Origin of the sequence: Peribacillus sp. YIM B13481, assembly GCF_042787985.1 — a bacterium.
GTDB lineage: Bacteria > Bacillota > Bacilli > Bacillales > DSM-1321 > Peribacillus > Peribacillus simplex_A.
Window position 1 is genome coordinate 56,016 of sequence record NZ_JBHZPE010000011.1, and the last position, 24,294, is coordinate 80,309.

Here is a 24,294-nt window from a genome sequence, read left to right on the forward strand (position 1 = left end):
ATAATTAGGAGTGTGGTTATGCCCGAAGGAAAAATTATCAAAGCATTAAGTGGATTTTATTATGTCCTTGATGGAGAAGAGGTCTATCAATGCCGGGGACGGGGAGTATTCAGGAAAAATAAGGTAACTCCACTTGTAGGTGATTATGTTGTTTTTCAAGCGGAAAATAAAACGGATGGGACCGTTACCGAAATAAAACCGCGAAAGAATGAATTGATCCGACCGCAAATATCAAATGTAGACCAAGCCATCCTAGTCTTTTCGGCAGTAGAACCTGATTTCAGTCCAGCTTTGCTTGATCGATTTCTCGTACTAATTGAAGATAACGAGATCGAGCCCATTATCGTTGTGACCAAACTTGATTTGGTTACTTCTGAAAACCAGCAGAAATTGTCTCAGTATATCAAGGACTACCAGAAACTTGGCTATACTGTACTGGAGACATCTTCAGTTACCGCTGGAGGCATTGAAGTACTAGTACCGTATTTAGAAGGAAAAACGAGTGTATTTGCCGGTCAGTCCGGTGTTGGGAAATCTTCTTTGCTGAATGCAATCAATCCTGAATTGGCTTTAAAGACGGATGATATTTCGTCACACCTAGGACGTGGGAAGCATACCACCCGCCATGTTGAATTGATTCACATTGGCTCTGGGCTTGTCGCGGATACACCAGGTTTCAGTTCACTTGAATTCATGGAAATGGAAGCTGAACGGTTATCCTATTGCTTCCCGGAAATGCATAAGCATGGGGAGGACTGTAAATTTCGGGCTTGTCTGCATGATAAAGAACCGAAGTGCGCTGTGAAGGGAGCGGTGGATTCCGGGGAAATTCCACTTTATCGATATGAGCATTATATGCAATTCTTAGAGGAAATCAGAGATAGAAAGCCGAGGTATTAAAATGGTTAAAATCGCACCATCCATTTTATCAGCTAACTTTGCAAAATTGGGGGAAGAAATTCTAGATGTAGAAAGGGGCGGAGCGGATTTAATCCATATAGATGTCATGGATGGACATTTCGTGCCGAATATTACGATAGGTCCGTTAATCGTCCATGCTATCCGACCGGTGACGAAACTTCCGCTTGATGTTCACTTAATGATTGCACAACCTGATCGTTATATCGAGGCATTTGCGAAAGCAGGAGCCGATTATATAACTGTGCATTTAGAGGCATGCACCCATTTGCATCGGACGATCCAATTGATTAAATCTTTTGGTGTAAAGGCAGGAGTGGTGCTTAATCCAGCCACACCAGCTTCCTTGATCCAACCTATAATTGAAGATATTGATATGGTATTGTTGATGACAGTTAACCCGGGTTTTGGCGGGCAAAAGTTCATTACATCCGTACTGCCCAAAATTGCCGAGGTGAAGGCGATGGCAGAAATGTATAATCAAAATCTGGAAATAGAGATTGATGGTGGAGTAAACGAAGAAACGGCTAAACTATGTATTGAACAAGGGGCGACAGTCCTGGTGGCCGGATCGGCAATCTATAATCAAGAAGATCGACACGCAGCGATTCAAAAGATTCGGGGAAAGTGATATAAGCCGACACTATCATATTCATATGATAGTGATCGGCTTTTTTTATCAATTAAACAAAGGCATCTTGGATATGAATATACATAGAAAAGGATGATTTCGATGATTATTAGTATAATGGCTGGAGGTCCGGAATGTTTTTGGCCGGATCTGACGTGGTATAAGGAGATGACTGATCTTTGGGTCGGGGTTGACAGGGGAGTCTGGGCCTTGCTTGAAAAAGGTATCGAACCTAAGTACGGTTTTGGGGATTTTGATTCAGTTTCGGAAGATGAATATAAGAAGATTGAGCAAACACTGGAACAAATCAATCTATATTCTTCAGAAAAGGATGAAACGGATTTAGAAATTGCATTTAAATGGGCTCTAGGGCAAAAACCAAGTGAAATTCACATTCTGGGCGCTACAGGGGGAAGAATGGATCATTTTCTTGGTAATATCCAGCTGCTCCAAAAAGAAAGTGTCCTCCCTTTTCATGAAGACATTGATATATACATAGTCGATCAGCAAAATATATTCACAGTGAAAACAGCGGGCTCATATGAGGTCGCTGCTTTGAAAGATAAGAAATACATGTCATTGCTCCCAGTAACGGCGGAAGTCAGCGGCATTACACTATCAGGCTTCAAATACCCACTGAGTGATGCAAGCCTGGAAATGGGTTCGACGCTTTGCATCAGCAATGAACTAATTTCCGAATCTGGGAATGTTTCATTTGAGAAAGGCATATTAATGGTGATAAGAAGCAGTGATTAAAATTCATGCTTAGAGCAGATTCGGATATAATTTTCAATCATCCTATATCCGCTTAAAAGCTTATGTTGTAATAGAAAAATTCCACTTCATCTTTTAATGTGGGATGCAAAGAGGAGGGGCATGATGAAATTTTATACGATTAAATTGCCAAAAGTTCTGGGCAGTTTGGTAAGGGCTATGCTCGGAGCGTTTAAAAAAGGCTGATACTTATCTCCATGACACCTCTCAAATTCAGGGAGGTGTTATTCTTCGGGATTTCTGGGGGATGATGAAAGGGGTTGGCCATCTATTAATGGGTGATGACTTCTTTTCTTGATGCAGACTAGACCTGATCATCGAAAATAAAACCATCCCCATTAAAATGCCGGCCAATACAAGTAAAAAGGCATCCTAAGAGGATGCCGTAACATTATACGCGTTCTACTTTGCCCGATTTAAGAGCTCTTGCAGAAACGTATACACGTTTAGGTTTACCGTCAACTAAAATACGTACTTTTTGAAGGTTAGCGCCCCATGTACGCTTGCTAGCGTTCATTGCGTGAGAGCGGCTGTTACCAGAACGAGTTCTTCTTCCAGTGATTACACATTTACGTGCCATGTTAAATTCCCTCCTAACTACAACAAGCTTAAGTTTTTCGCAGTCGTCTTAAGTCTTTGTAAAATACTTTAATAATTTATCATACCTACCGTTAGAATGCAATACTTCAGTTAATTACTTTCAAGAAAAATACCTTGACATACATACTTTAAAATTGAATTATATAAAGTGCCGTACGACATTTACTTTTAAAACCATTGACATTATAGTAAAATGTCTATAGTTGACTTGATTTTTTGGGAGGGAAAAGAAAATGTCTATCGAATTACAAACGAAATATGGACAAATTGATATCTCTAATGATGTTATCGCTACTGTAGCAGGCGGCGCAGCTGTGGATTGCTACGGAATTATAGGAATGGCTTCCAAAAAACAATTTAAAGACGGCATTGCCGAAATTTTAAGAAAAGAAAACTTTACTAAGGGTGTAATAGTCCGTCAAGAAGAGGAAGAAGTTCATATCGATATGTTTATTATCGTAAGTTATGGAACGAAAATCTCGGAAGTTGCTCATAATGTGCAATCAAAGGTAAAATACACTTTGAACAAAACTGTAGGATTGGCTGTTGATTCCGTTAACATTTTTGTACAGGGTGTTCGTGTGACGAACCCTTAAGTAATAGGAGGAAAGTTTTGTGTCAATTACAAGTTTAAACGGAAAGCGCTTTGCCGAAATGATCATTCAAGGTTCCAACCATTTAGCGGCTAACGCCCAAATGGTTGATGCGTTGAATGTTTTCCCTGTTCCAGATGGAGATACTGGGACGAATATGAATTTATCGATGACTTCCGGAGCGAAGGAAGTGCAAAATAACGTCCAGGAACATATTGGGAAAGTGGGTACATCTCTTTCAAGAGGACTGTTAATGGGCGCTCGCGGGAATTCAGGTGTTATCCTTTCTCAACTTTTTCGCGGTTTTGCTAAAGCGATTGAACATAAATCGGAAATCAATAGTGAAGAATTCGCCCAAGCTTTTGAAGCTGGGGTTCAGACAGCTTATAAGGCAGTAATGAAACCTGTTGAAGGAACCATCTTAACGGTTGCAAAAGATGCAGCAAAGCAAGCGGTTTCATCAGCAGCAAACCACCAAGACCTTATTCAGGTAATGGAAGAAATCGTTACGGAGGCCAATGCTTCATTAAAACGTACACCGGATCTTCTTCCGGTCCTAAAAGAAGTGGGAGTCGTAGACAGCGGCGGGCAAGGGTTAGTGTTTGTATATGAAGGCTTCCTTGCTGTGCTGAAAGGTGAGGCCCTTCCAGTCCGTTCTGCTAATGGCCCAAGCATGGATGACATGATCAATGCCGAACACCATATGAACGTACAAGGGCATATGAATACGGAAGATATCTTGTATGGTTACTGCACGGAATTCATGGTCCGATTGGAAAGTGAAAAACTTGCCAATAAATCGTTTGATGAAGAAAAATTCCGAAATGATTTAAGTGAATTCGGAGATTCCCTATTAGTCATCTCTGATGATGAAGTTGTCAAAGTACATATTCACTCTGAACAGCCTGGCACGTGCCTGAATTATGGACAGCAATACGGTAGTTTAATCAAACTGAAAATCGATAATATGCGTGAACAGCATACTGCGATAGTAGGTGAATCGAATACATCACTTCAAACGAAACCGTCAACCAAAGAGAAGTACGGTGTAGTGTCCGTAGCTATGGGTGCTGGCATAAGCGAGTTATTCAAAAGCATCGGCGCTAAGTCCGTCATCGAAGGCGGGCAAACGATGAATCCTAGCACAGAAGATATTGTTAAAGCGGTTGAAGAGGCATATGCAGATCATGTCATCATCTTGCCTAACAATAAAAATATCATCATGGCGGCCAATCAAGCTGCAGATGTACTTGGTGATCATGTGACTGTTATACCAACGAAAACGGTACCACAGGGAATGGCAGCATTGTTGGCTTTCAACCCTTCACTAGATGCTGAAGAGAATAAAAAAGCGATGATTGAAGCTCTTTCGCATGTGAAAACGGGCCAGATTACTTATGCTGTGAGGGATACCAGCATTGACGGCCTTGCAATTGAGACCGGTGACTTCATGGGAATCGCTGAAGGAACCATCAAAGTCAAGGATAAAGACATGACTCAAGCGGCAAAAGACCTTCTCTCCGATATGATTGACGAAGATTCCGAAATCCTTACCATTTTATATGGAGAGGATGCAACGGCAGAAGATGTCGAAGGTCTTGTTGCGTTTTGTAATGAGAATTTCGAAGACGTTGAAGTTGAAGTCCATAATGGGAAACAACCTTTATATTCTTTCATTTTTTCAATTGAATAAAAAGAGTATCATAAGATAAGTGAGACTTCATCGACTCTTTGTTTGAAGGACCTGAAAAAAATAAAAGGCAATAAACTGCATAAGTCATTAGGCTATGCAGTTTTATTTTTGTGAAATGAAGGATTACGAACAGCATGAATGGAATTACAATAAATTTGGCGTTATTATTAAACTAACTCCCAGTGTTTCCCTTGGGTTCAGTTCTAAAAAAGGAGGAGCGATTCATGAAATATAGAAGTGTGTTCGATATAATTGGTCCTGTTATGATTGGTCCCTCTAGTTCCCATACAGCAGGGGCTGCAAGAATCGGTAGGGTTGCCAGGCATTTATTCGACCGGGAACCTAAATGGGCCCATATTTCTTTTTACGGATCGTTTGCTAAAACCTATAAAGGCCATGGAACGGATGTAGCCATTGTAGGAGGCTTACTTGATTTTGATACATTTGATGAGAGAATCAAAGAATCGCTGGAAATAGCCCGGAAAAAGAAAATGAAAATCACTTTTCGTGAAGAAGAAGCCGTGCCGGAACACCCCAATACAGCAAAAATAACGGTGGGGGATGATGATGGCGAACTGGAACTTGTCGGTATATCGATTGGCGGGGGGAAAATTGAAATTGTCGAACTGAATGGGTTTAAATTGAGGCTATCCGGCCACAATCCTGCCATACTCGTCGTTCATGATGATCGATTTGGTGCCATTGCCAATGTTTCAAACATTTTAGCCAAGCATCAAATCAATATTGGACAGATGGAAGTCTCCCGTAAAGAGAAAGGGAAGATGGCCTTGATGACCATTGAAGTGGATCATAACTTGGAGGATCAGGTCATCAACGAAATAACAGCGCTCCCCAATATCACTCAAGTAGCGAGGATTGTTGATTGATAGGGCAATCGTTTCCACTTAGGAAGGAGAAGGTATCATGTTTCGAAATGTAGCGGAATTAGTAGAATTGGCTGATTCAAAGCAGAAAAAAATATCTACACTGATGATAGAACAAGAAATAGAAGTAACGGGAAAAAGCCGTGAACAAATCATCCACCAGATGGGAGTCAATCTGGATGTAATGGAACAGGCAGTTGAAAAGGGACTCCAAGGTGTACGATCCGTTTCCGGGCTGACGGGCGGGGATGCAGTCCTTCTTCAGAATTACATTAAATCCGGAAATTCCTTATCCGGTGAGATGCTGTTGGATGCGGTCAGCAAAGCCGTGGCAACAAACGAAGTNAATCAATCTGGATGTAATGGAACAGGCAGTTGAAAAGGGACTCCAAGGTGTACGATCCGTTTCCGGGCTGACGGGCGGGGATGCAGTCCTTCTTCAGAATTACATTAAATCCGGAAATTCCTTATCCGGTGAGATGCTGTTGGATGCGGTCAGCAAAGCCGTGGCAACAAACGAAGTGAACGCAGCGATGGGAACGATTTGTGCGACGCCCACTGCCGGATCTGCGGGTGTTGTGCCTGGAACCCTGTTTGCTTTGCAAAATAAATTAAAACCGAATCGGGAGCAGAAAATTGAGTTCCTTTTTACAGCAGGGGCATTTGGTTTTATTGTAGCGAATAATGCTTCGATTTCTGGAGCCGCAGGGGGCTGTCAGGCGGAGGTCGGTTCTGCTTCGGGCATGGCAGCGGCAGCAATTGTTGAAATGGCAGGAGGGACACCGGCACAAAGTGCAGAAGCGATGGCAATAACCTTAAAGAACATGCTAGGTCTTGTATGTGATCCTGTTGCTGGGCTTGTGGAAGTGCCTTGTGTGAAGCGGAATGCCATGGGGGCAGCCAATGCTATGGTTGCCGCAGATATGGCGCTAGCGGGTATCACAAGCCGCATACCGTGTGATGAAGTGATTGATGCGATGTACAAAATTGGGCAAACGATGCCATCGGCTCTTAGAGAAACTGCACAAGGAGGATTAGCGGCTACACCGACTGGACGGGAGTTGGAAGCGAAAATCTTTGGCTTGCCGCTGAATAAGAAGTGAACTCCACTTTACAGGAACCCATAACAGCAGTAAAAGGCATTGGGGGCGAAACAGCGGCAGCTTTGGAGGAAATGGAGATCCATACCGTCGCGGATCTCCTTGAGCACCTTCCATATCGCTATGAAGATTATCGATTGAGGGATTTAGAAACGGTCGAGCATGATGAGAGGGTTACTGTAGAAGGAAAGGTTCATACGGTGCCCACGTTAGGATACTTTGGGAAGAAAAAATCCAGACTTACGATTAAATTATTGACTGGGAGATATTTAATAAATGTCATTTTTTTTAATCAGCCATATCTGAAGCCCAAGCTTGCAATAGGCGAAACTGTTACTGTAACTGGGAAATGGGATCGTCATCGCCAAACCATTACAGGCTCGGAATGCCACGTTGGTGATCATAGCAGGGAGAAAGAGTTCGAACCTGTGTATTCAGTAAAGGGCAGCATTACTGTTAAAGGGCTACGCCGCTTTATCTCCAATGCATTTTCTCAGTACGGAGCAATGATAGAAGAAAATCTGCCCCCGCAATTGTTGGCGACATACAAACTGATGCCGCGTAACGATGCTCTTCGTACCATGCATTTCCCTCTTTCGGCTAATGATGTAAAAAAGGCTCGACGCCGTTTTGTATATGAAGAATTTTTATTGTTTCAACTTAAAATGCAGGCGCTTCGTAAAGTGCAGCGAGAACAGTCAAAAGGGATTGGTCAGGAGTTTGATGTGGGGCAAGTGGCGGCCTTCGTTGAGACTCTCCCCTTTCCATTGACGAACGCTCAGCAAAGGGTCGTCGAAGAAATATTGAACGACATGAAATCTCCCTATCGGATGAATCGCCTACTTCAAGGGGATGTCGGTTCAGGAAAAACGGTGGTTGCCGCCATATGCTTGAAGGCGACGATTACAGCAGGTTTTCAAGGTGCACTTATGGTCCCGACAGAAATCTTGGCTGAGCAACATACACAATCCCTTAGGGCCATGTTGGAACCAAGTGGAGTAAAGGTCGCATTGTTGACTGGTTCGGTAAAAGGCAAAAAGCGCAAGGAACTATTGCAATTGCTAGAGTCCGGGGAGCTTGATCTTTTGATAGGAACACATGCATTGATACAGGATGAAGTGAATTTTCGGAACCTTGGTCTTGTCATAACGGATGAACAACATCGTTTCGGAGTGGAGCAGCGCCGGATCCTTCGTGAAAAAGGTGCAAATCCAGATGTTCTATTCATGACGGCAACACCGATTCCCCGAACGCTGGCAATTACAGTGTTTGGGGAAATGGACGTCTCAACGATAGACGAAATGCCGGCAGGGCGTAAAGCGATAGAAACCTATTGGGCGAAACACCAAATGCTCGATCGGATTTTAACTTTCGTCGAAAAGGAACTAAGGCGAGGGAGACAGGCTTACGTCATCTGTCCTTTGATTGAGGAGTCGGAGAAACTTGATTCATTACAAAATGTTCTTGATGTTCATGCAATGCTTACACAATACTTTACGAACATGTATAAAGTGGGGCTCATGCATGGACGTCTGCCTACGGATGAAAAAGACGAAGTGATGCAGCAGTTTAGTGCCAATGAAGCACAAATCCTTGTCTCCACAACGGTTGTTGAAGTTGGGGTGAATGTTCCTAATGCAACGGTAATGGTCATTTATGATGCGGAGCGCTTTGGGCTTTCACAGTTGCATCAGTTACGGGGGAGAGTCGGAAGGGGGAGTGATCAGTCCTTTTGCATCCTCCTGGCTGACCCGAAAACGGAAGTCGGCAAAGAACGGATGAAAATCATGACCGAGACAAACGATGGTTTTGCTCTTTCCGAGAAAGATTTGGAACTTCGGGGCCCTGGTGATTTCTTCGGTAAAAAACAAAGCGGCCTTCCTGAGTTCAAAGTAGCCGACATGGTCCATGATTACAGGACCTTGGAAGTGGCAAGGATGGATGCTTCAAAATTGATAGCCTCACAAAGCTTTTGGCATTCCCCGGAGTATGCACCGCTACGGAACTATTTAGAGGGTACGGGCGTATTTACGGGAGAAAAGCTGGACTGATCTGAATGAAAATCCATTAGCAGATTGCGAGAATTTCTTCAATATCTTGCAATCTGTTTTTAAAATATATATACTACTATTAGTACCTAGTCATAATACTACGGATGGTGACCTTCAGATGCGAAGAAGTAAGAAGGAACGCCAGCAATTATTAATCGAAACGATTAAACAGAATCCTTTTGTAACGGATGAGGAGCTGGCTGAAAAATATTCGGTGAGCGTCCAGACTATTAGGCTTGATCGTCTTGAATTATCGATACCGGAACTGCGTGAACGTATTAAAAGCGTGGCTGAGAAGAAATTCAGTGACGAAATTAGGGCTTTGCCTTTGGATGAAATCATCGGGGAAGTAATTGATCTTAATTTAGATGACAATGCTATTTCGATTTTGGATATAAATAAAGAGCATGTCTTTAAGCGGAATGGAATTGCAAGGGGACATCATCTTTTTGCCCAAGCGAATTCATTGGCTGTAGCGGTCATTAATGACGAACTGGCATTAACTGCAAAAGCATCCATTTTATTTACTCGTTCTGTAAAGGAAAATGAAAGAGTGGTAGCTAAAGCGAAGGTTAAAAACGTGGACCACACCAACGATCGTTCCGTGGTGGAAGTCAGAAGCTACGTTGGTAATGAACTGGTTTTTAAAGGCGAGTTCGAAATGTATCGCTCTTAACTTTCTAGTAAAGGATGAAAGAAAATGAAGATAACGATAGATGCAATGGGTGGCGATAATGCTCCCAAGGCACAGGTTTTAGGAGCGATGAAAGCTGTTGAGGCTTTTTCCGATGTGGAAATTACCTTGGTGGGCAATGAAGCGGAGATAAATCAATACTTAACGAAACATGGCCGAATAAAGGTTGTACATACTGATGAAAAAATATTAAGTACCGATGAACCGGTTCGTGCGGTTCGCCGCAAGAAAAGTGCCTCGATGGTACTAGCTGCACAACAAGTGGCTGATGGAGAAGCAGATGCATGCATTTCTTCCGGCAATACTGGTGCGCTAATGGCTGCAGGCTTGTTTGTTGTTGGAAGGATAGAAGGCATTGAACGTCCCGCATTGGCTCCAACCCTTCCGACAATCGATGGTAAAGGTTTCGTATTTCTGGATGTAGGTGCGAACTCTGATGCGAAGCCGGAGCATCTGCTGCAATTCGCCATAATGGGATCTGTTTATGCTCAAAAAGTGCGGGGAATTGAAAAGCCGCGGGTCGGACTCCTGAATATCGGAACAGAAGAAAAAAAGGGGAATGAACTGACTAAGCAGGCTTTTACATTGCTACAGCAATCATCGGAGATATCCTTTATAGGTAATGTAGAGGCCAGGGACCTTCTAAATGGACCGGCAGATGTTGTCGTTACGGACGGCTTCACGGGAAATATGGTGTTGAAGACACTTGAAGGTACGGCTATGGGTGTATTTAAAATGGTGAAAACGGCCTTGATGAGCAACTTCAAGAGTAAGATGGCTGCAGCAATGGTCAAACCGGAACTAAAGGGCATTAAAATTAAAATGGATTATTCGGAGTATGGCGGTGCTGGCCTATTCGGTTTGAAGGCCCCTGTCATAAAGGCGCATGGTTCTTCAGATGCGAACGCGGTCTATAATGCGATACGCCAGACTCGCGATATGGTGGGGAATGACGTCATATCGACCATTGCAAAGACAATAGAAAAACAAAAATAAATCAAAGAGGCAGGGGAGTAACAGATGGGTAAAATTGCTTTTGTCTTTCCAGGACAAGGTTCACAGTCAATAGGAATGGGTCATGGCTTATTTCAGGAAAACGAGCGTGCTCAGCATATTTTTCGAAAAGCCGATGAAAAACTTGATTTTCAACTTTCCGAACTGATCTTTAATGGCACACAACAAGAATTAACGGTAACCTATAATGCACAGCCAGCTTTATTGACCACGAGCTATGCCTTTGTCAAGGAGTTAGAAGAAGCGGGAATCAAACCTGATTATACAGCAGGGCATAGTTTAGGTGAATATACGGCTTTAGTGGCATCAGGTGCAATTTCTTTTGAAGATGCCGTTTATACTGTGCGTAAGCGCGGTGAATTCATGGAAGCTGCGGTACCGAATGGTCAAGGTTCAATGGCTGCGATACTGGGAATGGACCGTGAAGCTCTATCTGAAGTGACTTCTGAAATAACAGCAACAGGGGAATCCGTTCAATTAGCCAATATTAATTGTCCAGGCCAAATCGTCATTTCTGGAACTTCAGAAGGGGTTAAACTTGCAAGTGCAAAAGCCAAGGAGAATGGGGCTAAACGGGCTCTTCCTCTTGAAGTGAGTGGACCGTTCCATTCGGAATTGATGAAACCAGCGGCAGAAAAGTTACAGGGTGTCCTTGATGAAGTAAGCTTCAAACAGGCACAAATTCCTGTCATTTCAAACGTAACGGCTAAGCCCATTACTGCACCTGCTGAAATAAAAGAAAAATTAATCGAACAGCTGTATTCACCGGTCCTCTGGGAGGACAGTGTGAAAACCCTACTTGAATTGGGAGTGGATACGTTCATCGAGGTAGGCCCAGGGAAAGTATTGGGTGGATTAATAAAGAAGATCGATCGTTCCGTTCAAATTCACTCGGTCTCCGATATAGAAACACTAACTAAAACAATTGAAACATTGAAGGGGGCAAAAGCATGATCCTCGAAGGTAAAAAAGCACTTGTAACAGGGGCGTCAAGAGGTATTGGCAGGGAAGTTGCATTAGAACTTGCCCGTCAAGGAGCAGACGTTGCCATCAACTATTCTGGCAGTGAAACGAAAGCGAATGAAGTGGTGGAAGAAATCAAGGCATTGGGCCGTAAAGCATTTGCCATCCAGTGCGATGTTGCAAATAGTGACTCGGTGACAAGCATGATCAAAGAGGTCATCGAACAGTTTGGCAGAGTGGATATTTTGGTTAATAATGCCGGTATCACACGAGATAACCTATTGATGCGAATGAAAGAAGAGGAATGGGATTCAGTGATCAATACGAATCTTAAAGGAGTTTTCCTTTGCACAAAAGCGGTCACAAGACAAATGATGAAGCAGCGTAGCGGCAGGATCATCAATATGGCATCGATCGTCGGCGTCAGCGGAAATGCAGGTCAGGCAAATTATGTTGCGGCCAAGGCTGGTGTGATCGGACTGACCAAAACTACGGCAAAGGAACTTGCTTCAAGAGGGATAACGGTAAATGCGATTGCTCCTGGTTTCATCTCGACGGATATGACTGGGGAATTGCCTGAAGATGTCCAAAAAGCCATGTTGGACCAAATTCCGCTTGCAAGGTTCGGTGACCCAAAAGATATCGCTGCAGTGGCGTCTTTCCTCGCTTCTGAGGCAAGCAAATATATGACTGGACAAACTCTTCATGTAGATGGCGGCATGGTCATGTAAGTTTTCTTTGATTTTTTCCGAAATTAATTTATAATGTTTTGAGGGGAGGTGAACACATTGGCAGATGTATTAGAAAGAGTAACGAAAATCGTTGTAGATCGTTTGAACGTAGAAGAATCAGAGGTTAAACTTGAAGCTTCTTTCAAAGAAGATCTTGGTGCCGATTCCCTAGATGTAGTTGAACTAGTCATGGAATTCGAAGACGAGTTTGATATGGAAATTTCGGACGATGACGCTGAAAAAATCGCCACAGTAGGTGATGCTGTGAATTACATACAAAGCACTATGTAATGTATTGTCGTTTGACTAAAAGCTCCGTTTTTTAACGGGGCTTTCTCTTATTCTTAAAGAAGGTTTGATGCAGCGGCAGATATAAGGGAATGAGCATGCCCCAGGTAGCCCCGCCTGCATTGCGGTGGTCTTTTGCCGTTAGTTTTCTTTAAGCGGATTATAATGTATGATGTACATAGGAAAGCTTGACAGGAATTCCTGCCAGGTTTCTTTTTAATATATTGGAAAAATATGCTTTTTGAACCGTTGTGGAGGGTTTTGTGTGATGCGTAGGAACGGAAATAATCGTAAACCATCAATCAAGGATAATAAATTTAAACAGTTGCAGGAAAGTCTGGGTTTTCATTTTCAGGATGAAAATTTATTGAAACAAGCTTTTACACATTCATCTTATGTGAATGAGCATCGCCGTAAGCCTTATGAAGATAATGAAAGGCTTGAATTCTTGGGAGACGCTGTGCTTGAACTGACCATCTCTAAATACTTATATCAAAAATATCCGATGATGAGCGAAGGTGAACTTACCAAATTAAGGGCAGCCATAGTGTGCGAGCCTTCACTTGTCGCTTTTGCCAATAGCCTTTCTTTCGGGGAATATGTTTTACTCGGAAAAGGGGAAGAAATGACAGGTGGACGAGAACGCCCTGCCATGCTTGCGGATGTATTCGAAGCCTATATTGGGGCTTTGTACCTTGACCAAGGATTAGAGCCAGTTGTGCAGTTTTTGAAGCATGTTGTATTTCCGAAGATAGACGAGGGTGCTTTTTCTCATGTGATGGATTATAAGAGCCAGCTTCAAGAGCTGATTCAGCGTGATGGTATCGGTGTCCTGCAATATAAAATCTTGCAGGAAAAAGGACCAGCCCATAACCGGGAGTTTGTTTCGACCGTTTCTCTGAATGGAGAAGAACTGGGCTCTGGTATAGGAAAGTCAAAAAAAGAAGCGGAGCAGCATGCTGCCGAGCATGCATTGATCGTTTTAAAAGAAAAAAAATCAACAAGATAGTTGAACAGTAGAGGAGGAAAGGTCATGTTCCTCAAACGCTTGGACGTTGTAGGATTTAAATCTTTCGCAGAGAAAATTTCGATTGATTTTGTACCTGGAGTCACGGCAGTGGTTGGACCAAACGGAAGCGGCAAAAGTAATGTGACCGATGCAGTCCGATGGGTACTTGGAGAGCAGTCTGCGAAATCGCTGCGTGGAGCAAAAATGGAAGATATCATCTTTTCGGGAAGTGACACGAGGAAAGCGTTGAATTTTGCAGAAGTTTCATTGACCCTTGATAACGAGACGAATTCCCTGCCGATTGATTTTCATGAAGTCAGTGTGACTAGACGGGTATACCGATCGGGAGAAAGTGAATTTTTCATTAATAATCAAGGTTGCCGACTGAAGGACATCATAGATCTTTTCATGGATTCTGGTCTTGGGCGTGAAGCATTTTCCATAATCAGCCAAGGGAAAGTGGAAGAAATCCTAAGCAGTAAGGCAGAAGAAAGACGAGTGATCTTTGAAGAGGCAGCAGGTGTCCTGAAATATAAAACAAGAAAACGAAAAGCGGAATCGAAGCTGACGGAAACGCAGGATAACTTAAACCGTGTCCATGATATCCTCCATGAATTGGAGGGGCAAGTGGAACCGCTGAAAATTCAATCTTCCCTCGCCAAGGAATTTTTGGAGAAGAAAGAAGAGCTTGAGCAAATAGAAGTAGCTTTAACCGTCTTTGAAATAGAAGAACTTTATGAAAAATGGGAAAATCTATCCCAGGAACTCGAAAAACATAATGAAATGGAACAGCAAATGGCAGGGCAGCTTCATGACAGGGAAGCGCATCTCAAAAAGCTTCGGGATAGTCTTGCGACTCTTGAGGCATCGATCAATGAACTTCAGGAAATTCTCCTGAATGCCAGTGAAGAACTTGAAAAGCTTGAAGGCCGTAAAGAAGTTTTGAAAGAACGGAAAAAAAATGCCGCCCAAAACAAGTCACAGCTTGAAAAAGCGATTGTGGAAGGTGAGGCTGCTGTCGAGCTCTTGTCCCTGCAAAAGGAACGAGAAACGGAACTCCTGAATGCCCTGAACTCGGAAGTGAAAGGGATACAGGAAACCTTAAATGAAAAACAAAAAAGCTTAGGCCTATTCAATAGTGATATCGAAGCGATGATTGAAGTGAAAAAGAGTGACTATATTGAGTGGTTGAACAAGCAGGCATCGGCTAAAAATGAAAAACAGTACCTGCTTCAGCAGCTAACACAGCAGGAACATAAAAATGCTAAACTTGATATGGAAAATGAAAAGTTCTTAACCGAGCGAATGGGTATCACTGCTAAAAAATTGGAATATTCAAAGCTAATGGAAAATGTGACCAAGCAGCTTGAAGAGCATGTCTCTTATTTCCGGAATCAGCAGAACAAATTGAATGCGGCAAAGGATACGTATCAAAAACAAGAAACCACTCTTTATAAGGCCTATCAATTCCTTCAACAGGCAAAATCACGTAAGGAACTTCTTGAAGAAATGGAAGAGGATTATGCAGGCTTTTTTCAGGGAGTTAAAGAAGTTTTAAAAGCGAAAGAAACCCTTCGAGGCATAGAAGGGGCAGTTGCGGAATTGATAAAGGTTCCAAAGGAATATGAAACGGCCATCGAAACGGCTCTGGGCGGAGCGATGCAGCATGTGGTCGTTGAACGCGAAGAGCATGCAAGAGAAGCCATTTCCTTCTTGAAGAAACATAAGTATGGACGTGCGACGTTCTTGCCTTTATCAGTCATTAAGGCAAGAGAGATTTCAGTAAGCCAATTATCGATGCTAAAGAGCCACTCAGCTTTTGTGGGGACGGGCTCCTCATTGATCCAATATGATGACAGGCATGCAGCAATTGCGGAAAACCTGTTAGGGACTGTCATAATCACGACAGATCTAAAGGGTGCAAATGACTTGGCGAAAATGATGCAGCACCGTTTCCGCTTCGTAACCTTAGAAGGTGATATCGTCAATCCAGGTGGTTCAATGACTGGTGGCGCGTTGAAGCAAAAAACGACCTCCCTGCTTTCAAGGAAAACGGAATTGGAAGAGCTCCATCAAAAACTAGCCGCCATGGAAGCGAAAACGAATCAGCTAGAAAAGCAGGTCAAACAGCTCAAAGTGGATGTGGGTGTTCAAGAGCAAACGCTTGAACAAACCAGAAAAACAGGGGAGAGCCTTCGATTGCAAGAACAAACCCTGAAGGGCGAACTTCGTGAAGTGGAGCTACAGGAAAGAAATGTGAATGAACGGCTGCATCTTTATGATTTGGATAAAAATTCATATTTAGAAGAACAACAGCAAAAAACGGCAAGACTTGAAGAGCTGGAAGAGCTTTTGGAATCATGTAAAATGGAAATTGAAGGGCTTGACCGGCTGATTTCCGACATGACGGAACAAAAGCAATCCCAACAATCCTCAAAAGAGAACCTTGCCGAAGAAACGAATGAACTGAGGGTAACACTGGCCTCTAAGCGTGGGCAGCTACAAAACCAAAAAGAGAAGATGGAACGCATTGATTCGGATCTTTCAAAGGAAACAAGCAGGCTTGACGAAAACAAAGATGATTTGGGGCTCCTGACCAATGAAATGACAGACAGTTCAAGCGGGGAAGAATCCCTGGAAGATATGGCACAGCAGAAATTGCTCGATAAAAATGGGGCAATTGAAGGAATCACTATAAAAAAACAGGAAAAAAACGAGCTTCTAACACAAGTTGAAACACTTGAACTGGCCTTGAAAGAAGAAAACCGACTTTATAGAGGCATTGTTGAAGTGATGAAGGACGAAGAAGTAAAATTAACCCGTCTGGATGTGGAATTGGAAAATCGTCTCGACCACTTGAGAGAAGAATATACGCTTTCCTTTGAAGGTGCAAAAGAACAGTATCCATTGATGATGCCTGCAGAAGAAGCCCAAAAAAAAGTGAAGCTCATCAAGCTTGCAATAGAGGAATTAGGGACGGTAAATTTAGGTGCGATTGATGAATATGCACGTGTAGCTGAACGCTATGAATTCCTCCTTAGTCAAAAGGAAGACCTTCAACAGGCGAAAGATACATTATTCCAAGTCATCGATGAAATGGATGATGAAATGAAGCGGCGCTTTGCAGATACCTTTTATTCGATCCGTGAAGAATTCGAACAAGTCTTCAAAGCATTATTTGGCGGAGGAAGAGCTGAGCTTAAACTGACGAATCCGGATGATTTACTAAATACAGGGGTAGATATCATTGCACAGCCGCCTGGGAAAAAACTGCAAAATTTGAGCCTCTTATCCGGAGGAGAACGGGCACTGACAGCCATAGCCCTTTTATTCTCCATTCTGAAAGTGCGGCCGGTGCCTTTCTGTATTCTTGATGAAGTCGAGGCAGCCCTTGATGAGGCGAATGTCGTCCGGTTCAGCCAATTTTTAAGGAAGTTCAGCAGGGAAACGCAGTTTATCGTGATTACTCACCGTAAAGGCACGATGGAAGAGGCTGATGTACTATATGGCATTACGATGCAGGAGTCAGGCGTTTCCAAACTTGTTTCCGTCCGGATGGAAGAATCAGAAAACTTTATTGAAGTTTAAATTCATTATTAGAGGAAGTGGGACAATGAGTTTTTTCAAAAAGCTAAAAGAGAAATTTACGAACCAGGAAGATAAAGAAAAAGAAGTTGAAGCAGAAGTATCCATAGGGGAAAAATTCAAGCAAGGTTTGACAAAGACAAGGAATTCCTTTACTGGAAGGGTTAATGAACTTGTTGCCCGTTATCGGAAAGTGGATGAGGACTTTTTTGAAGAACTTGAAGAAATCCTGATACAGGCTGATGTAGGCTTTGATACTGTGATGGAACTAATTGATCAATTAAAAATGGAAGTCAAGCTTCGCAATATCTCTGATACAAGGGAAGTGCAATCCGTCATTTCCGAAAAGCTTGTCGAAATCTACCAAGGTGATGAAGAAGGGACTCCGAGCCTGAATATACAAGAAGAAGGTTTGACGGTCATTTTGTTCGTAGGGGTTAATGGGGTAGGTAAAACGACGACAATCGGTAAACTTGCTCATAAATTCAAGGCAGAAGGCAAGTCTGTCGTATTGGCAGCCGGGGATACGTTCCGTGCAGGTGCAATTGAACAGCTCGAGGTATGGGGAGAACGTGTTGGTGTCAGTGTAATCAAGCAAGGAGAAGGCTCTGACCCTGCTGCGGTCATGTTCGATGCCATTCAGGCCGCCAAGGCTCGTAAAGCGGATATTCTGATTTGTGATACAGCTGGACGTTTACAAAATAAAGTGAATTTAATGAAGGAATTGGAAAAGGTGAAACGTGTAATTGAACGTGAAATACCTGGTGCACCACATGAAGTGTTGCTTGCCCTTGATGCAACAACTGGACAAAATGCACTTATTCAGGCCAAGACATTCAAGGAAGCGACCAATGTTTCCGGTATTGTTTTAACAAAGCTTGATGGCACGGCAAAAGGTGGAATTGTTTTGGCAATTCGCAATGAACTGGCCATTCCCGTTAAATTTGTCGGGCTTGGTGAAAAAATGGACGATCTGCAGGAATTCGATGCAGAGAAATATGTTTATGGCCTGTTTGCTGATATCATCGATAAAGAAGAGGTTTAAGCAAAAAATGTCCGGAAGAGATTTTTCTCTTCCGGATTTTTGCCATTTTTTAATGAGGCACCAACATTGTTACAGGGTTCACTGTGAACTTCTAGAAGCAAGAAAACGAAAAAAATAATGCTTTGCAAACAAGTGGTAAGGAGTTTGACTTGACATCAAATAAACAAGGCTTTACAATATAAACTTGTAAAGGGTTTTCACTTAACAGCAGGGAGGCTTGCTAAGATGCTTGAAAAGACAACGCGGATTAATTATTTGTATGACTTTTACCAATCGTTGTTAACAGAGAAGCAGCAGAGCTACATGTCCCTCTACTATCTGGATGATTACTCTCTTGGCGAGATTGCCGATGAATACGAAGTAAGTAGGCAGGCAGTCTATGATAATATAAAAAGAACAGAAGCGATGCTTGAGGAATATGAAGCGAAGCTATTGTTATTTCAAAAATTTCAAGAGCGTAACCAGTGGATTGCGAATATGAAGGGACTCATAGAAAAGGATTCCTTTTCAAAAGAGAAGCTGCTAGACGCAATCACAACGCTTGAGAAGTTGGATTAGGAGGCGGCAATATGGCATTTGAAGGATTGGCCGACCGACTGCAGAGCACGATGCAAAAGATCCGTGGAAAAGGTAAGGTCAACGAAGCGGACGTTAAAGAAATGATGCGTGAAGTTCGATTGGCCCTGCTTGAAGCGGATGTTAACTTTAAAGTCGTGAAGGATTTTGTAAAACGTGTTAGTGAACGTTCGGTAGGTCAGGAAGTGCTGAAAAGCTTAACCCCCGGTCAACAGGTAATTAAAGTAGTTAAGGAAGAATTGACGGAGCTGATGGGCGGCGAACAAAGCAAGATTGCCGTTGCCTCGAAACCACCGACCGTCATTATGATGGTAGGGCTTCAAGGTGCTGGTAAAACGACGACCACCGGAAAGCTTGCCAATCTTCTTAGAAAAAAATACAACCGCAAGCCATTGCTCGTTGCGGCTGATATTTACCGTCCGGCGGCGATTAAGCAGCTTGAAACACTTGGCAAACAATTAAGCATGCCTGTTTTCTCCCTTGGGGACCAGGTCAGCCCTGTTGAAATTGCCAAACAGGCGATTGAAAAGGCTAAGGAAGAACATCATGATTATGTGTTGATTGATACCGCAGGCCGCCTTCATGTTGATGAAAACTTGATGGGTGAACTGAAGGATATCAAAGAATTGACAAAACCCGATGAAATCTTCCTGGTTGTCGATGCGATGACAGGTCAGGATGCGGTCAATGTGGCCCAAAGCTTTAATGAACAGTTAGGCCTGACTGGAGTCGTACTTACGAAACTTGATGGGGATACACGTGGTGGTGCGGCACTTTCGATTCGTTCAGTCACCAACACGCCGATAAAATTCGTCGGTATGGGAGAAAAATTGGATGCACTTGAAGCATTCCATCCAGAACGGATGGCGTCAAGGATCCTCGGCATGGGTGATGTATTGACCCTTATCGAAAAAGCACAGGCCAATGTAGATGAAGAAAAAGCGAAAGAATTAGAGAAAAAGATGCGTACAGCCACTTTTACCTTTGATGATTTCCTTGATCAGCTTGGTCAGGTGCGGAATATGGGTCCGCTTGATGATATTCTGAAAATGATTCCTGGTGCGAACAAAATGAAAGGGATGGATAACCTTCAGATCGATGAGAAACAGATCGGTCATGTCGAAGCTATCATCCGTTCAATGACGACGCAGGAAAAGGAACATCCAGAAACCATGAATGCATCCCGTAAGAAACGGATTGCCAAAGGAAGCGGCAGATCGATTCAAGAAGTGAACCGCCTATTGAAGCAATTCGAAGAAATGAAAAAGATGATGAAACAGGTTACGAACATGCAAAAAGGGAAGAAAAAGGGATTCAAATTCCCGTTCATGTAAGGTTTATTTTAGGTTGAAACTAAGGAGAAATACGGGTTAAAGCCATGTGTTTCAACACTTTTTTCACCTGTTAAGAAAAAAACCTTTACAAACATACAAGACATTTGATATTATACTATCTTGTGTGAAACTATTCGGAGGTGCTTATTTAAAATGGCAGTAAAAATTCGCTTAAAACGTATGGGAGCTAAAAAATCTCCTTTCTATCGTATTGTAGTTGCAGATTCTCGTTCACCACGTGACGGACGTTACATTGAAGTGGTAGGAACTTATAACCCGGTGACTCAACCAGCTAAAGTTGAAATCAACGAAGAGCTTGCTCTTAAATGGTTACAAGATGGAGCTAAACCATCTGATACAGTTCGTAACTTATTCTCAACACAAGGCATCATGGAAAAATTCCATGTTGCAAAAAACAGCAAGTAATCGACGGTAGTTGATGAAAGCACTAATTGAAACGATTGTTTCAGCACTTGTGGATTATCCGGAGGAGGTCATCGTGACCTCCAAGGAAGAGTCCGACCGGATTGTTTATATCCTCTCCGTTCATAAAGAGGACATGGGCAAGGTCATCGGTAAACAAGGGCGTGTTGCTAAGGCGATTCGGACTGTGGTATATGCAGCAGGATCTTCACAGCAGAAGAAAATCTATTTGGAGATTTCCGAATAAGGAGGGCTAATACCCCTCCTTTTTTTGTACTTCAAGAAAGTGAAATTCCGACTTTGATCCTATTTGGATCTGAACCGGAGTTTAAACTTTACGCCTTTTTAAGACGCATCTTTTATCGATTTACGTTATACTTAAGAGAATGACCCCCTTTTCAAAAAGATTACCCTATCATACATATTTTTTGAAGGAAATAAGAAATCATAGATAATAGGAGGTGCTGGAATGAAAATTCTCCAAAATGTAATCGTTAACCAAGTATTAACGGAATCCAGCAAGAATCAGCTCCTCGAGAAGTACAAGTCAAAACGCCTTCAGCTTCAAAAAGAGAGTGAACAGCTTCGCTTTGAACTGAAAAAGCTTGAAAAAACAAGAAATCTCCAGCCTGCTAGTCTCCGTGCTCATTTCGAAAAAGAAATAAACCAGAGGCAAGAAAAAATTAAACTGCTTGAATTTCAAATGGAGCAGTTGGAGATCCTTCCCACCGGAAGCGAATTGAAGGAACGGGAAGTTCAAAGTATCATTGATGTGGAAATTGGGGCAGATTGGGACGATATTATGGCAACGAAGACTATTGTCATTAAAGATGGAATCGTCTCGGAAATTCGTTAGAGGTGAAAGAATGGAAAAATGGTTTAATGTAGGTAAAATTGTCAACACACATGGTCTTTTAGGAGAAGTGCGTGTCATTTCTTCAACAGACTTTCCGGAAAAACGATTCAAAGTGGGAAATACACTGCATTTGTTTAGGGACACTGATAAAAAGCCTTTGCCGCTTATCATCAGGTCACACCGTACCCATAAAAACTTTAACCTATTGACGTTCGAGAACTATTATAACGTCGGACAGGTCGAGGCTTTTAGAAACGGGGTACTAAAAGTGAAGGAAGCACAGCTTGGTAAATTGGACGAAGGTGAGTTCTACTTCCATGAAATCATCGGCTGTTCTGTATTTACGGATGAAGGTTTGGAAGTTGGGGAAATCATTGAGGTTCTTACGCCTGGTGCCAATGATGTTTGGGTCATTAAGAAAGCTGGCAGTAAGGATATTCTGATCCCGTATATTGAACAAATTGTAAAAGAAGTAGATATTTCCGCTAAAAAGGTCATCATTACACCGATGGAAGGACTTTTAGACTGATGAAAATCGATGTGCTTTCGCTTTTTCCAGAAATGTTCGAAGGGGTATTTGGCTCGTCCATCTTAAAAAAGGCTGCGGAAAAGCAGGCTGTCAGCTATAAGGTGACCAATTTTCGAGACTATGCAGATAATAAGCACTCGACGGTAGACGATTATCCGTATGGCGGAGGTGCCGGAATGGTATTGAAGGCACAACCGATTTTTGATGCTGTAGAAGCTCTAAAAGGCCAAGCTGAGCTAACCCCAAGGGTAGTCCTGCTTTGTCCTCAGGGAGAGCGTTACACGCAGAAAAAAGCTGAAGAGTATGCAAATGAAGAACATCTCATTTTCATATGCGGACATTATGAAGGATACGATGAGCGCATCCGGGAGCATGTCGTCACGGATGAAATATCGATTGGTGACTTTGTTCTTACAGGCGGGGAATTGGGCGCAATGGTCATTATTGACAGCGTAGTTCGCTTGCTTCCCGGCGTTCTAGGAAATGTTGACTCCCCGATTCTTGATTCCTATTCTTCTGGTTTGTTAGAGCATCCCCATTATACTAGACCTGCAGATTTTCGGGGGATGAAAGTTCCCGATCCGCTAATATCCGGAAATCATAAAAAAATCGATGAATGGCGGATGAAGGAATCTCTGCGCAGAACGTGGATGCGGCGTCCTGATTTGCTCGATAGTTATGAACTATCGGAACTTGAAAAAAAATTATTGTCCGAGATTAAAAAAGAAGACTGATGCCTATTGCATCGACGTTTATAGTATGATAGGATATACCTTGTGACTTGGGCAAAATGCTCAGTCTTATAACGATGTTCCGCTGCAAACAATAAGTATTTGCAAGAGCGTCCAGGAGGAGTTGAAATCGATGCAAAATCTTATTAACGAAATCACAAAAGAACAACTTCGCTCAGATCTTCCATCATTCAGACCTGGTGACACAGTACGTGTACACGTAAAGGTTATTGAAGGAACTCGCGAACGTATCCAGTTGTTTGAAGGCGTTGTAATCAAACGTCGTGGCGGCGGAGTTAGTGAAACTTTCACAGTGCGTAAGATCTCTTACGGCGTTGGAGTAGAACGTGCTTTCCCTGTTCACACACCAAAAATTGCGAAACTAGAAGTTATCCGTCACGGTAAAGTACGTCGTGCGAAACTTTATTACCTACGCGAACTTCGTGGTAAAAAAGCACGTATTAAAGAAATTCGTCGTTAATTCTTCGAATATCTTCATGCGGGTTTACCATGATCCACATAAGGTGAATAACCAAACAGTATCAAAAAGGGAGCTTGTTTTTCAGGCTCCCTTTTTGCACTGCAAGAAACCATTAATGCACATATACGGTGAAAACTATATAGAATCCCGCTCGCTATAGCGTCCGCAACATGTTAAAATAATTGTTGATATGCTTTCTAAAAGGGTGGGTAAGGATGGCGAAAAAGAAAAATGAATTGTGGGAATGGACAAAGGCGGTCATAATCGCGGTTATAGCTGCGACACTGATTCGTTATTTCCTTCTGGCTCCAATTGTTGTGGACGGTAATTCCATGATGCCGACATTAAAGAATACGGACCGCATGCTCGTTAATAAAATCTCCTATTCGATTGGTGAACCGAAAAGATTCGACATTATCGTTTTTGAAGCTCCAGAAGGCAAAGATTACATAAAGCGGGTCATCGGATTGCCAGGGGAAAAAGTGGAATATAAAGATGATACTCTGTACGTGAATGGAAAAGCTTATGATGAGCCATACTTGGATGAATATAAAAAACAATTGATAGATGGCGGGGCTTTGACGGAACCTTTTACATTAAGTGATGTCATAGAACAAGGAACGGTGCCTGAAGACCATCTATTTGTCTTAGGGGATAATCGTCGTGTTAGTAAGGATAGCCGCTATATTAGCGTTGGCGTCGTTCCTTACGATAAAGTGTTAGGAAAAACTAAATTAGTTTATTGGCCGATTGAAGACTTTCGATTGGCGGAATAGTAGGAAGGTGGATTC

General features: G+C 42.6%; 26 protein-coding genes and 2 pseudogenes. 27 read left to right on the forward strand and 1 reads right to left on the reverse strand.

The genetic code is table 11. The features are described from left to right. Positions 1-18: 18 nt before the first annotated feature. The 4 genes from rsgA to spoVM all read left to right on the forward strand — a co-directional run bounded on the left by rsgA (position 19) and on the right by spoVM (position 2,509). Positions 19-900, forward strand: coding sequence for a ribosome small subunit-dependent GTPase A (rsgA, locus tag ACFX4X_RS09285; RefSeq protein ID WP_377383053.1), 882 nt, complete (start codon positions 19-21; stop codon positions 898-900). A gap of 1 nt (position 901) precedes the next feature. Then, positions 902-1,549, forward strand: a complete 648-nt coding sequence (gene rpe / locus ACFX4X_RS09290; RefSeq protein WP_377383054.1) for a ribulose-phosphate 3-epimerase — start codon at positions 902-904, stop codon at positions 1,547-1,549. A gap of 102 nt (positions 1,550-1,651) precedes the next feature. Next, on the forward strand, positions 1,652-2,305 hold the full coding sequence (locus tag ACFX4X_RS09295; protein ID WP_089362432.1) for a thiamine diphosphokinase: 654 nt from the start codon (positions 1,652-1,654) through the stop codon (positions 2,303-2,305). A 123-nt stretch (positions 2,306-2,428) separates the two neighbouring features. Beyond that, the gene (spoVM, locus tag ACFX4X_RS09300; protein ID WP_034313769.1) at positions 2,429-2,509 is read left to right on the forward strand and encodes a stage V sporulation protein SpoVM; all 81 of its coding nucleotides are present in this window, start codon (positions 2,429-2,431) and stop codon (positions 2,507-2,509) included. A 205-nt stretch (positions 2,510-2,714) separates the two neighbouring features. On the opposite strand, the gene rpmB is transcribed toward spoVM, so the two are convergent. Further along, complete coding sequence (rpmB, locus tag ACFX4X_RS09305; RefSeq protein WP_034313767.1) at positions 2,715-2,903, reverse strand: 50S ribosomal protein L28; 189 nt, start codon at positions 2,901-2,903, stop codon at positions 2,715-2,717. Between the two features lie 253 nt (positions 2,904-3,156). Between rpmB and ACFX4X_RS09310 the strand changes: the two genes are divergently transcribed. From ACFX4X_RS09310 to lepB, 23 genes and pseudogenes are all read left to right on the forward strand, one after another. Beyond that, the gene (locus ACFX4X_RS09310; protein ID WP_061462371.1) at positions 3,157-3,519 is read left to right on the forward strand and encodes an Asp23/Gls24 family envelope stress response protein; all 363 of its coding nucleotides are present in this window, start codon (positions 3,157-3,159) and stop codon (positions 3,517-3,519) included. Between the two features lie 19 nt (positions 3,520-3,538). Further along, positions 3,539-5,209 carry a DAK2 domain-containing protein gene (locus ACFX4X_RS09315; protein WP_284471301.1) on the forward strand — a complete coding sequence of 557 codons (1,671 nt, stop codon included), beginning with the start codon at positions 3,539-3,541 and terminating at the stop codon, positions 5,207-5,209. Positions 5,210-5,433: 224 nt separating this feature from the next. Beyond that, on the forward strand, positions 5,434-6,096 hold the full coding sequence (gene sdaAB / locus ACFX4X_RS09320; protein WP_061462373.1) for an L-serine ammonia-lyase, iron-sulfur-dependent subunit beta: 663 nt from the start codon (positions 5,434-5,436) through the stop codon (positions 6,094-6,096). A 37-nt stretch (positions 6,097-6,133) separates the two neighbouring features. Then, positions 6,134-6,442, forward strand: a pseudogene (locus ACFX4X_RS09325) (L-serine ammonia-lyase, iron-sulfur-dependent, subunit alpha); the annotation flags it as partial. 1 nt (position 6,443) lies between these two features. Beyond that, positions 6,444-7,196 (forward strand): annotated as a pseudogene (gene sdaAA / locus ACFX4X_RS09330) (L-serine ammonia-lyase, iron-sulfur-dependent, subunit alpha); the annotation flags it as partial. Beyond that, complete coding sequence (gene recG, locus ACFX4X_RS09335) at positions 7,193-9,244, forward strand: ATP-dependent DNA helicase RecG (protein ID WP_377383056.1); 2,052 nt, start codon at positions 7,193-7,195, stop codon at positions 9,242-9,244. The pseudogene sdaAA and the gene recG, both read left to right, overlap by 4 nt. 118 nt (positions 9,245-9,362) lie before the next feature. Beyond that, positions 9,363-9,920: a transcription factor FapR gene (fapR, locus tag ACFX4X_RS09340; protein WP_089362437.1), complete on the forward strand. Its 558-nt coding sequence runs from the start codon at positions 9,363-9,365 to the stop codon at positions 9,918-9,920. A gap of 24 nt (positions 9,921-9,944) precedes the next feature. After that, the gene (plsX, locus tag ACFX4X_RS09345) at positions 9,945-10,934 is read left to right on the forward strand and encodes a phosphate acyltransferase PlsX (protein ID WP_061462377.1); all 990 of its coding nucleotides are present in this window, start codon (positions 9,945-9,947) and stop codon (positions 10,932-10,934) included. 24 nt (positions 10,935-10,958) lie between these two features. Continuing rightward, positions 10,959-11,906 carry an ACP S-malonyltransferase gene (fabD, locus tag ACFX4X_RS09350; protein ID WP_089362438.1) on the forward strand — a complete coding sequence of 316 codons (948 nt, stop codon included), beginning with the start codon at positions 10,959-10,961 and terminating at the stop codon, positions 11,904-11,906. Further along, positions 11,903-12,646: a 3-oxoacyl-[acyl-carrier-protein] reductase gene (gene fabG / locus ACFX4X_RS09355; protein WP_284471299.1), complete on the forward strand. Its 744-nt coding sequence runs from the start codon at positions 11,903-11,905 to the stop codon at positions 12,644-12,646. Before fabD ends, fabG begins: the two co-directional genes overlap by 4 nt. A 57-nt stretch (positions 12,647-12,703) precedes the next feature. Further along, positions 12,704-12,937 carry an acyl carrier protein gene (locus tag ACFX4X_RS09360; protein WP_034313729.1) on the forward strand — a complete coding sequence of 78 codons (234 nt, stop codon included), beginning with the start codon at positions 12,704-12,706 and terminating at the stop codon, positions 12,935-12,937. A 265-nt stretch (positions 12,938-13,202) separates the two neighbouring features. Next, entirely contained in the window at positions 13,203-13,943 is a 741-nt protein-coding gene (rnc, locus tag ACFX4X_RS09365; protein WP_284472097.1) for a ribonuclease III, read from the forward strand. 24 nt (positions 13,944-13,967) lie between these two features. Beyond that, positions 13,968-17,531, forward strand: coding sequence for a chromosome segregation protein SMC (gene smc / locus ACFX4X_RS09370; protein WP_377383059.1), 3,564 nt, complete (start codon positions 13,968-13,970; stop codon positions 17,529-17,531). 25 nt (positions 17,532-17,556) lie between these two features. Further along, positions 17,557-18,573, forward strand: coding sequence for a signal recognition particle-docking protein FtsY (gene ftsY / locus ACFX4X_RS09375; protein ID WP_089362441.1), 1,017 nt, complete (start codon positions 17,557-17,559; stop codon positions 18,571-18,573). A 225-nt stretch (positions 18,574-18,798) separates the two neighbouring features. Continuing rightward, positions 18,799-19,131, forward strand: coding sequence for a putative DNA-binding protein (locus ACFX4X_RS09380; protein WP_061462382.1), 333 nt, complete (start codon positions 18,799-18,801; stop codon positions 19,129-19,131). An 11-nt stretch (positions 19,132-19,142) separates the two neighbouring features. Further along, positions 19,143-20,483: a signal recognition particle protein gene (ffh, locus tag ACFX4X_RS09385; protein ID WP_061462383.1), complete on the forward strand. Its 1,341-nt coding sequence runs from the start codon at positions 19,143-19,145 to the stop codon at positions 20,481-20,483. 153 nt (positions 20,484-20,636) lie between these two features. Continuing rightward, on the forward strand, positions 20,637-20,909 hold the full coding sequence (gene rpsP / locus ACFX4X_RS09390; RefSeq protein ID WP_034313715.1) for a 30S ribosomal protein S16: 273 nt from the start codon (positions 20,637-20,639) through the stop codon (positions 20,907-20,909). A gap of 13 nt (positions 20,910-20,922) precedes the next feature. After that, positions 20,923-21,153 (forward strand): KH domain-containing protein, encoded by a 231-nt coding sequence (locus ACFX4X_RS09395; protein ID WP_048684915.1) that lies wholly within the window; start codon positions 20,923-20,925, stop codon positions 21,151-21,153. A 222-nt stretch (positions 21,154-21,375) separates the two neighbouring features. Further along, positions 21,376-21,762: a YlqD family protein gene (locus ACFX4X_RS09400; RefSeq protein WP_061462384.1), complete on the forward strand. Its 387-nt coding sequence runs from the start codon at positions 21,376-21,378 to the stop codon at positions 21,760-21,762. Between the two features lie 10 nt (positions 21,763-21,772). Beyond that, complete coding sequence (rimM, locus tag ACFX4X_RS09405) at positions 21,773-22,291, forward strand: ribosome maturation factor RimM (RefSeq protein WP_061462385.1); 519 nt, start codon at positions 21,773-21,775, stop codon at positions 22,289-22,291. Next, positions 22,291-23,025, forward strand: coding sequence for a tRNA (guanosine(37)-N1)-methyltransferase TrmD (trmD, locus tag ACFX4X_RS09410; RefSeq protein WP_061462386.1), 735 nt, complete (start codon positions 22,291-22,293; stop codon positions 23,023-23,025). Before rimM ends, trmD begins: the two co-directional genes overlap by 1 nt. 130 nt (positions 23,026-23,155) lie before the next feature. Continuing rightward, complete coding sequence (gene rplS / locus ACFX4X_RS09415) at positions 23,156-23,503, forward strand: 50S ribosomal protein L19 (protein WP_034313702.1); 348 nt, start codon at positions 23,156-23,158, stop codon at positions 23,501-23,503. Between the two features lie 215 nt (positions 23,504-23,718). After that, the gene (lepB, locus tag ACFX4X_RS09420; protein WP_284471296.1) at positions 23,719-24,279 is read left to right on the forward strand and encodes a signal peptidase I; all 561 of its coding nucleotides are present in this window, start codon (positions 23,719-23,721) and stop codon (positions 24,277-24,279) included. The last annotated feature ends 15 nt before the right edge of the window (positions 24,280-24,294 follow it).

Bases quoted from the DNA above. Each gene is read 5' to 3' on its own strand.
- spoVM (WP_034313769.1), top strand. From the start codon at position 2,429: ATGAAATTTTATACGATTAAATTGCCAAAAGTTCTGGGCAGTTTGGTA.
- ffh (WP_061462383.1), top strand. From the start codon at position 19,143: ATGGCATTTGAAGGATTGGCCGACCGACTGCAGAGCACGATGCAAAAG.
- sdaAB (WP_061462373.1), top strand. From the start codon at position 5,434: ATGAAATATAGAAGTGTGTTCGATATAATTGGTCCTGTTATGATTGGT.
- trmD (WP_061462386.1), top strand. From the start codon at position 22,291: ATGAAAATCGATGTGCTTTCGCTTTTTCCAGAAATGTTCGAAGGGGTA.
- fabG (WP_284471299.1), top strand. From the start codon at position 11,903: ATGATCCTCGAAGGTAAAAAAGCACTTGTAACAGGGGCGTCAAGAGGT.
- ACFX4X_RS09380 (WP_061462382.1), top strand. From the start codon at position 18,799: ATGCTTGAAAAGACAACGCGGATTAATTATTTGTATGACTTTTACCAA.
- lepB (WP_284471296.1), top strand. From the start codon at position 23,719: ATGGCGAAAAAGAAAAATGAATTGTGGGAATGGACAAAGGCGGTCATA.
- ACFX4X_RS09400 (WP_061462384.1), top strand. From the start codon at position 21,376: ATGAAAATTCTCCAAAATGTAATCGTTAACCAAGTATTAACGGAATCC.
- ACFX4X_RS09295 (WP_089362432.1), top strand. From the start codon at position 1,652: ATGATTATTAGTATAATGGCTGGAGGTCCGGAATGTTTTTGGCCGGAT.
- ACFX4X_RS09395 (WP_048684915.1), top strand. From the start codon at position 20,923: ATGAAAGCACTAATTGAAACGATTGTTTCAGCACTTGTGGATTATCCG.
- fapR (WP_089362437.1), top strand. From the start codon at position 9,363: ATGCGAAGAAGTAAGAAGGAACGCCAGCAATTATTAATCGAAACGATT.
- rpe (WP_377383054.1), top strand. From the start codon at position 902: ATGGTTAAAATCGCACCATCCATTTTATCAGCTAACTTTGCAAAATTG.
- rplS (WP_034313702.1), top strand. From the start codon at position 23,156: ATGCAAAATCTTATTAACGAAATCACAAAAGAACAACTTCGCTCAGAT.
- smc (WP_377383059.1), top strand. From the start codon at position 13,968: ATGTTCCTCAAACGCTTGGACGTTGTAGGATTTAAATCTTTCGCAGAG.
- plsX (WP_061462377.1), top strand. From the start codon at position 9,945: ATGAAGATAACGATAGATGCAATGGGTGGCGATAATGCTCCCAAGGCA.
- ACFX4X_RS09310 (WP_061462371.1), top strand. From the start codon at position 3,157: ATGTCTATCGAATTACAAACGAAATATGGACAAATTGATATCTCTAAT.
- rpsP (WP_034313715.1), top strand. From the start codon at position 20,637: ATGGCAGTAAAAATTCGCTTAAAACGTATGGGAGCTAAAAAATCTCCT.
- rpmB (WP_034313767.1), bottom strand. From the start codon at position 2,903: ATGGCACGTAAATGTGTAATCACTGGAAGAAGAACTCGTTCTGGTAAC.
- rimM (WP_061462385.1), top strand. From the start codon at position 21,773: ATGGAAAAATGGTTTAATGTAGGTAAAATTGTCAACACACATGGTCTT.
- fabD (WP_089362438.1), top strand. From the start codon at position 10,959: ATGGGTAAAATTGCTTTTGTCTTTCCAGGACAAGGTTCACAGTCAATA.
- rsgA (WP_377383053.1), top strand. From the start codon at position 19: ATGCCCGAAGGAAAAATTATCAAAGCATTAAGTGGATTTTATTATGTC.
- ftsY (WP_089362441.1), top strand. From the start codon at position 17,557: ATGAGTTTTTTCAAAAAGCTAAAAGAGAAATTTACGAACCAGGAAGAT.
- rnc (WP_284472097.1), top strand. From the start codon at position 13,203: ATGCGTAGGAACGGAAATAATCGTAAACCATCAATCAAGGATAATAAA.